We start from the raw sequence: 7,611 nt of genomic DNA on the forward strand, positions 1-7,611 counted from the left end.
GATGGATTGGACCGGCGAGACGCGGTTTTGTTCCCGCACGGGGCGCCGATCCGCCTTTTGCGCGTTGAAGATGGATGGCAAAGCGTCCCCTTAAGGTGTTCCGAACCGCGATCGGCTTTCACGATGCCTACGTGGCGGCGACGAGCCGCAAGGCGGCTCTGGAGGCGTGGGGCGCGGCGACCGACTTGTTCGCCAGCGGCAGCGCCGAGCCGGTGACCGATCCGAAGCTGACGAAGACAGCGCTTGCACAGCCCGGCGTGGTAATCCGCGTCGCGCGCGGGACCACCGCACAACATCTGGCGGCGGCAGGCAAAAGGTCACGCCGCGGGGCCGATGCGTCCGCCCGAAATGCCCCTGTTCCCGCTCCTGCGGCGAGGAAGCAGAAGAAGACGCCGAAGCCCAGCCGGGCCAGCCTGGACCGCGCCGAGGCTGCCCTCTCGCGCAAGAGCGAAGGGTATGCTGCCGGGCTGGCTGCGATCGAAGCGAAGATCGATGCCCTTCGGGCTGAGCGCGAGGCGCTGCGGCAGGAGCGGGATGCTGCCCTGCGCAAGCTGGAGCAGCGGCGCGCGGCGGAAGAAAGAAACTATCGCGACGCGCTCGACGCTTGGGAAGCGTGAGCATTCCGCTGCACGTTATTCGCTTATGTGAGCCGCCCGGTATTTGCAGGGAGCAAACGGGGGGCAGGGCTGTTAAAGCCGCGCCATGAACATTGATTTTGCCGCACTGTGCGGTCTTTCACCCAGTCCCTACATCGTGATTGGACCGGACGAGACGATTGTCTGGACGAACGACGCCTATCTGCGGTCGACAATGCGCGATCGTAAAGCGCTGCTGGGCCAGCGCCTGTTCGACGCGTTCCCCAGCGAGCCGGGTTCGGAAAGCCACGAACTGCTGCGCGCGTCGCTGGACCGGGTGATCGCCACCCGCCAGCCTGACGAAATCGCCATGATCCGCTACGACATCAGCACGCCTGACGGTGTCATGGAGCAGCGCTACTGGAGCGCCACGCATACCCCGCTGCTCGACGAAGAGGGCAACCTTGCCTTCATCCTCCAGCACACCGTGGACGTCACCGAACTAGCCGACCTGCGCCGGTTGCGTGACGAAATGGGCGTGGTGCGGCGGGCCAGCGCGGTGCAGGCGCGCAACATGTCGCTCGAGGCGGAACGCTCGTGGCTGACCGGCCTGTTCAAGCAGGCCCCCGGCTTCATCGCGGTTCTGGACGGCTCCGATTTCACGTTCGAGATGGCGAACGATGCCTATCTGAAACTTGTCGGGCGCGAGAGCCTGATAGGGCTGCCCATCGTCGAGGCGCTGCCCGAAGTGGTGGGGCAGGGCTTCGTCAACCTGCTGAACGACGTGCGGACCAGCGGGCAGGCCTATATCGGTCATGCGATCGAGGTCGATCTAGAAGTCAGGCCCGGCGCTGCGCTGGAGCGGCGCTATCTCGACTTCATCTATCAGCCGATCTTCGAGGACGGACAGGCCACCGCCATTCTCGTGCAGGGGCACGACGTCACCGAAGGCGTGCAGGCGCAAAAGCAGCAGGAAGTGCTGATCAACGAGCTGCACCACCGCGTGAAGAACACGCTGGTCATAGTGCAGAGCCTGGCGACGCAGTCTTTCCGCGGGCTGCCTTCCTCGGACAAGGCGCGGCAGTCCTTCGACGAACGGCTGATGGCGCTGGCCGGAGCGCACGACCTGTTGACCCAGCGCAACTGGGAAGGGGCGTCGCTGAAGGGACTGGTGCTTCAGACGATCTCGGCGGCGGCGGGGCCGGCGATGGATCGTGTTGCGGTGGGAGGCGACGACGTGCCGCTCAGCCCCCGGCTGGCGGTGGCGCTGACGATGGCGTTCCACGAACTGACCACGAATGCGATCAAGTATGGGGCGCTCTCCAATCAGGAAGGGTTCATTACCGTGTCGTGGAAGCGGGAGGGGCCAGACGGTGCTCTGCATCTGGACTGGGTGGAAGCGGGCGGCCCCGCCGTGATCGTCCCGGATCGGCGGGGCTTCGGCAGCCGCCTGATCGAAGGTGGTGTGGGTGCCGCCCGAGGTTGCCAGGCGGCAATCGCGTACGATCCCGCCGGCGTTCACTGCCGCATGACCCTGTTGCTTTCGTGATGGCCGGAAGGCTGTTCAATGTGTCCGTTCAGGCCACGCCGAAACGCTTCAGCGCGCCGGTTCCCCCAGCCTGGTCCACGCCGCCTGACCGGCGAAAGGGGCCGTGCCGTTGGCGGACAGGCCTCGCAGCCCACGAAAATCGGCGATGGTGATCCGTCCCCTGGACCGCCTGATATAGCCGGTGCCGTCGAGCGTGCGGAAGGTGCGGTTGATGTGCACCGGGGTGAGGCCCAGAAGTTCCCCCACCTGCTGCTGGGTCAGGGGGAAATCGAAGCCTCCGCCCAGCGCCATTCCCGCAGCCGACAGCCGGTCATGCAGGTCGAGCAGGAACGCGGCGAGGCGTTCGGTGGACGACGTCGCGCCAACCCATGACAGCTGCCGCATGAGATTGACGCGCTCCTTCTGCGTGCTCAGCATCAAGCCGAGGGCGAGGCGCGGCGCCTCGGCAAGCAGCCTGCCGAGCACCCGATTGGACACCGTGCACACCCGAGCATCGGTAATCGCGTCAAGGCTTTCCCCGGCCTGCACCAGCGAGAGGCTGGGAAAGCCGAGCATGTCGCCGGGCAGGTGAACCTTGACGATCTGCCGGCGCCCGTCGCGCAGCATCATCGACGAACTGACCCAGCCTTCCATGAGGAAGAACACACCATTCACCGGATCCCCTTCGCGGCGGATGCTGTGGCCCCGCTCGACCCGCCGCGCAGACGCCGCCCACCCGGCGACAAGGGTGAGTTCAGGGGCTGACAACGGAACGAATTCTTCAAGACGATGGAAGGGCGGATGCATTGGAAACTCCTGGGAATTTCCCCATGCAGATTGTCGATTTTTCGACATTAACATATTTTACAACGCACTACGGCAAGATGCGCGAGCGATCCGTAGCGGTAAAATATTCCCACATCTCATGGTCCATTCCGCAATGAACACGGCCCCGCCTCCATCTCAACGGCGACGATGCCGGTCGCATCAGCAATCTTCCTCAGATTTGTCTGGAACCCTGCTTGCCCAGTGAGGTTTTCTGCTCGTCAACAGGAGATTACAATCATGGGCATTATCATCTTGATCATTATTGGCGGTGTTCTTGGCTGGCTCGCCAGCCTCGTCATGCGCAGGGATGCCCAGCAGGGGATCTTCCTGAACATCGTCGTCGGCATCGTCGGTGCAGTGCTGGCAGGCCTGCTGCTGAACCCGCTGATCGGCGGCGGCAACATCATGAACGGTGACTACAGCTTCAGTTCGCTGATCGTCTCGTTCCTGGGAGCCGTTGTGCTGCTGGCGATCGTGAACCTTTTCCGTCGTGGTTCGGTCCGCTAAAGACGGCGGCAACTGGCCTGCGGATCGCCCCCGGTGATCCGCAGGCCCGGTGTCACCTTTTCAGGTCATTGACGCGGCGCATCGTCCCTCCTTGCGCCACACGCCGCGTGTTGGCGGCTATACGACAATAATCCACCGGGTTGAGTTATATGGCGAACTTCGCAGACGGCGGCGCCCGAAGCCAGGATGCCGAACGCATCGAAGCCGAAGTGCTTGGCCTCGATAATGGAACGGACCCTTTCGTCGCAGCCGTCCGGGCGACCCGGATGCCAATGATCATCACCAACCCGCGTCTGGACGACAATCCCGTCGTCTTTGCCAACGATTCCTTCTGCAAGCTGACCGGGTACGAGCGCGACGCGATCCTCGGCCGCAACTGCCGCTTCCTGCAGGGGCCGGAAACCGACCTCGATGCCGTACGGGCGATCCACGACGCGGTGCACGGCGCCAGGTCGATCGAGATAGACATCCGTAACCATCGCAATTCAGGCGAGCCGTTCTGGAACCGCCTGCTGCTGGCGCCGGTCTTCGACGATGCGGGCGCATTGGCCTATTTCTTTGCCAGTCAGGTCGATGTCACTCTTGAGCGTGAACGGCTTGCCGGGCTGGAGCAATCCAACGCGGCGCTCATGGCCGAACTCACCAACCGGCTGCACCGGCAGCGCGAACAGGAGCGCGAACTGGATTTTGCGCTGCGGGCAGGGCGGTTCGGCACTTGGAGCATCGATTTCGAGACGGGCGAACTCACATCCTCCCCCGCCTGCCGCACGCTGTTCGGCCTGAATGCCGACCAGAGGTTTTCCCTGCAGGACCGCATGGCAGCGATTCACCCGGACGACCGGGCCGATAATGCAGAGGCGATCGAGCGAACGCGGCTCACCGGTGCCGACTTCGAACAGACCTATCGCATCGTCACCCCATCGGGCGAAGTGCGCTGGCTGTCATCGCGCGGCCAGCCTTTCGTGAACACGCAGGGTAAGCCCCTGCGCCTTGCCGGCGTCTCTTCAGATGTTACCGAGGCCCGCCGTGCAGAGCGGATGCGCGCGGCGCTCGTCGCACTCAGCGACGTGTTCCGGGACGTGGAAAGCCCGGCAGACATCTCCTTTGCCGCTGCGCGGATCATTGGCGAGGCGCTGGAGGTCAGCCGCGCCGGATACGGTTCCATCGATCCTGCCGCCGAAACCATCACGATCGAGCGGGACTGGAACGCCGAGGGTATCGCGTCTTTGGCAGGCGTGCTCCATTTCCGCGACTACGGCTCCTACATCGAGAACCTGAAGCGCGGTGAAGACGTCATCATCGCTGACGCCGAACGCGATCCCCGCACGAAGAACGGGGCGTCCGCGCTGAAGGCAATCAGTGCGCAGGCGGTCGTCAACATGCCGCTCACCGAACACGGCGGACTGGTGGCGCTGCTGTACCTCAATCACGCCACGGCGCGGGAATGGCCCGAAGACGAACTCGCCTTCATTCGCGAAGTGGCAGAACGGACCCGCGTGGCGACAGAGCGGCGGCGTGCCGAGATAGAGCTTGCCGATCTCGCGGCTTCGCTGGAACGACAGATCGAACAACGCACCCGTGAACTGCTGGCGACGGAGGAAGCGCTGCGCCAGTCGCAGAAGATGGAAGCGGTGGGGCAATTGACCGGCGGGCTGGCGCACGACTTCAACAATCTGCTCACGGGCATTACCGGCAGTCTGGAGATGATCCAGACCCGCCTTGCGCAAGGCAGAGTGGCGGACGTCGAGCGCTACCTGGCGGCCGGGCACGGGGCGGCGCGTCGGGCGGCGGCGCTGACACACCGTCTGCTCGCCTTCTCCCGCCGCCAGACCCTGGCGCCCAAGGCCATCAACGCGAAGGATCTCGTCAATGGATTGACCGACCTCGTCCAGCGCACCGTGGGGCCCGGCATCGCGGTGGAGGTCGTAAATGCCGCCGGGCTGTGGCCGGTACTGGTCGACCCGAACCAGCTTGAGAATGCCCTGCTCAATTTGTGCATCAACGCGCGCGACGCGATGCCGGACGGCGGACAGTTGACCATCGAAACTGGTAATCGTTGGATTGACGAGCGCACCGCCGCCGAGCGGGACATGGAGCCGGGCCAGTACGTGTCGATCTGCGTGTCGGACACGGGGACCGGCATGGACCGGGACACGATCGACAAGGCCTTCGATCCGTTCTTCACGACCAAACCGATCGGCATGGGCACAGGTCTGGGGCTTTCGATGATCTATGGTTTCACCCGCCAGTCGGGCGGTCAGACCCGGATCTATTCGGAACTGGGCGAAGGCACCATGGTCTGCATGTATCTGCCCCGCCACGCCGGCGAAGCCGATGTTCTGCCTGAAGCGATGAGTGCCGAGCCTGCGGTCGGTCCGCAGGCGAAGGACGGAGAGACCGTGCTGGTGATAGACGACGAACCGGCAATCCGGATGCTCGTCGCGGACATCCTGCAAGGCCTGGGTTACGGCGTCGTCGAAGCAGGCGATGGTGCGGAAGGCCTGCGTATTTTACAGACCGATGCACGAGTGGACCTGCTGATCACCGACGTGGGCCTGCCGGGCGGGCTCAACGGGCGGCAGGTCGCCGACGCCGCCCGTTTGAGCCGGCCCGATCTGAAAGTGCTGTTCATCACCGGCTATGCTGAAAACGCAGTGCTCAGCCACGGCCATCTCGATCCCGGGATGCATGTGCTGACCAAGCCGTTCTCGATGGACGCAATGCGCCAGCGCATCACCAGGCTGCTTTGCTGAAGTAGCAGCGCAATAGCGCAAAGCGGTTCCATCCAACTCCTGTCGGATGTGCGCGACACCGCTCTTCGGCTCTTTTTTCGGAATTTCAGTCCATATTACGAACAGGCATTGCCGTTTTGTCATCTTTTTCATTGAAAAGCGGGTCAATCGCGGCGATGCCTTGAAAGCTGCCGTTCCGGCAACTGCTGAACCTGGTCACACAACGCAGAAGAGAGGCGCGATCGATGCCTGAAACCGAAATCACTTCCGACATTGCCGGTCTGACCGTGCAGCTTCTGAGCGCATACCTGTCGAACAACACGGTCGCTGCGGAAGATATTGCAGGGCTGATCCGCACCACCCGTGCCGCTCTTGTCGAAGATGCCGCTCCGGCGTCGGCAGAACCCGAAGTGCAGACCTACACGCCCGCGGTTTCGGTGCGCAAAAGCCTTTCCTCTCCCGACCACATTCTCAGCCTGATTGATGGCAAGCCATACAAGACGCTAAAGCGGCATCTGGCCAGCAACGGTCTGACCCCGCAGCAGTATCGTGAGCGCTACAGCCTGCCGGCAAGCTACCCGATGGTGGCCCCCACCTTCACCGCCCGCCGCCGCGAAATTGCCGAGCAGATCGGTCTCGGCAATCGCAAGCAGCTGGCCGGGAAGGCTGCCGCCGCCGCTGAGGAGACGACGAACGCCGAGGTCGCCAAGGAGAGCGCTCCCGCTACCGCACCGACAAAGCGCAGTGCGCCCACCAAGTCGAAGCCCGCAAAGGCTCCAGCCAAGGCTGACGCACCGGCCTCCACGAGCACCGCATCTGCTAGCGAGCCGGTGAAGGCAACGCCTTCCAAGACTGCAGCAAAGGCCAAGACTGGTAAACCGACTGCTGCAAAAGCTTCGGCCAAGAAGGTCGATGCGCCCGTAGCCGCTGCCGCAAGCACGCCCGATGCAGCCAAGGCAAAGCCTGCAGCCAAGAGCCGCGGCAAGCTCGGCCTGTTCAAGGGCAAGGAGGCCAAGCCTGCGTCGGAACAGGACGAAGCAAAAGCCACGGCGGCACCGGCAGATGCAGACGCGACCAAAGCTACGGCCAAGCCGGCACGGGCCAAGCGCATGGCGCGCGCACCCCGGAATGCCGCTCCTGCGGACAAAGCCGAATAATCATCATGAAAGGGCCGCTTGCACAGCGGCCCTTCTTTCATCCGGCTCCTCGCACCACACGTTCGAGCTACCGCAGCGTTCGTATCCGCCCACGCGGCCGGAGGGGGCGGCAGCCGCCGCCGCCGCCCTTTCGCCCTGTTGAAAACATTTTTGAAATTAGTGTTTGACCGACTCACGAACGGCGCTTAAAGGCCGTTTCACCGCAGCGAAGCACGCTTCTGCAGCGGTCGCCTGAATGGACGGACAGCTGGTTTCCCCCTGACGCAAGAAAGCGGGGAGCGATG

General features: G+C 63.7%; 6 protein-coding genes. 5 read left to right on the plus strand and 1 reads right to left on the minus strand.

Features of this window, described 5'->3' with window-relative positions; genetic code table 11:
- Window positions 1–74 precede the first annotated feature (74 nt).
- Both GGR40_RS13705 and GGR40_RS13710 read left to right on the plus strand, forming a co-directional pair.
- The gene (locus GGR40_RS13705) at window positions 75–617 is read left to right on the plus strand and encodes a hypothetical protein (protein ID WP_429276797.1); all 543 of its coding nucleotides are present in this window, start codon (window positions 75–77) and stop codon (window positions 615–617) included.
- 85 nt (window positions 618–702) lie between these two features.
- A complete protein-coding gene (locus GGR40_RS13710; protein ID WP_429276798.1) occupies window positions 703–2,124 on the plus strand; it encodes a sensor histidine kinase in 1,422 nt (473 codons plus the stop codon).
- A 48-nt stretch (window positions 2,125–2,172) separates the two neighbouring features.
- Here the strand turns inward: GGR40_RS13710 and GGR40_RS13715 are convergent, their stop codons facing one another.
- Window positions 2,173–2,910 carry a Crp/Fnr family transcriptional regulator gene (locus tag GGR40_RS13715; RefSeq protein WP_429276799.1) on the minus strand — a complete coding sequence of 246 codons (738 nt, stop codon included), beginning with the start codon at window positions 2,908–2,910 and terminating at the stop codon, window positions 2,173–2,175.
- A 258-nt stretch (window positions 2,911–3,168) separates the two neighbouring features.
- Here GGR40_RS13715 and GGR40_RS13720 point away from each other — a divergent pair, with 258 nt between their 5' ends.
- From GGR40_RS13720 to GGR40_RS13730, 3 genes are all read left to right on the plus strand, one after another.
- Window positions 3,169–3,438, plus strand: a complete 270-nt coding sequence (locus tag GGR40_RS13720; protein ID WP_429276800.1) for a GlsB/YeaQ/YmgE family stress response membrane protein — start codon at window positions 3,169–3,171, stop codon at window positions 3,436–3,438.
- 149 nt (window positions 3,439–3,587) lie between these two features.
- On the plus strand, window positions 3,588–6,191 hold the full coding sequence (locus GGR40_RS13725; RefSeq protein WP_429276801.1) for a PAS domain-containing protein: 2,604 nt from the start codon (window positions 3,588–3,590) through the stop codon (window positions 6,189–6,191).
- Window positions 6,192–6,415: 224 nt separating this feature from the next.
- Window positions 6,416–7,327, plus strand: a complete 912-nt coding sequence (locus tag GGR40_RS13730; protein WP_429276802.1) for a Ros/MucR family transcriptional regulator — start codon at window positions 6,416–6,418, stop codon at window positions 7,325–7,327.
- Window positions 7,328–7,611 lie beyond the last annotated feature (284 nt).

This window comes from Novosphingobium gossypii (assembly GCF_050433305.1).
Taxonomy (GTDB): Bacteria; Pseudomonadota; Alphaproteobacteria; order Sphingomonadales; family Sphingomonadaceae; genus Novosphingobium; species Novosphingobium gossypii.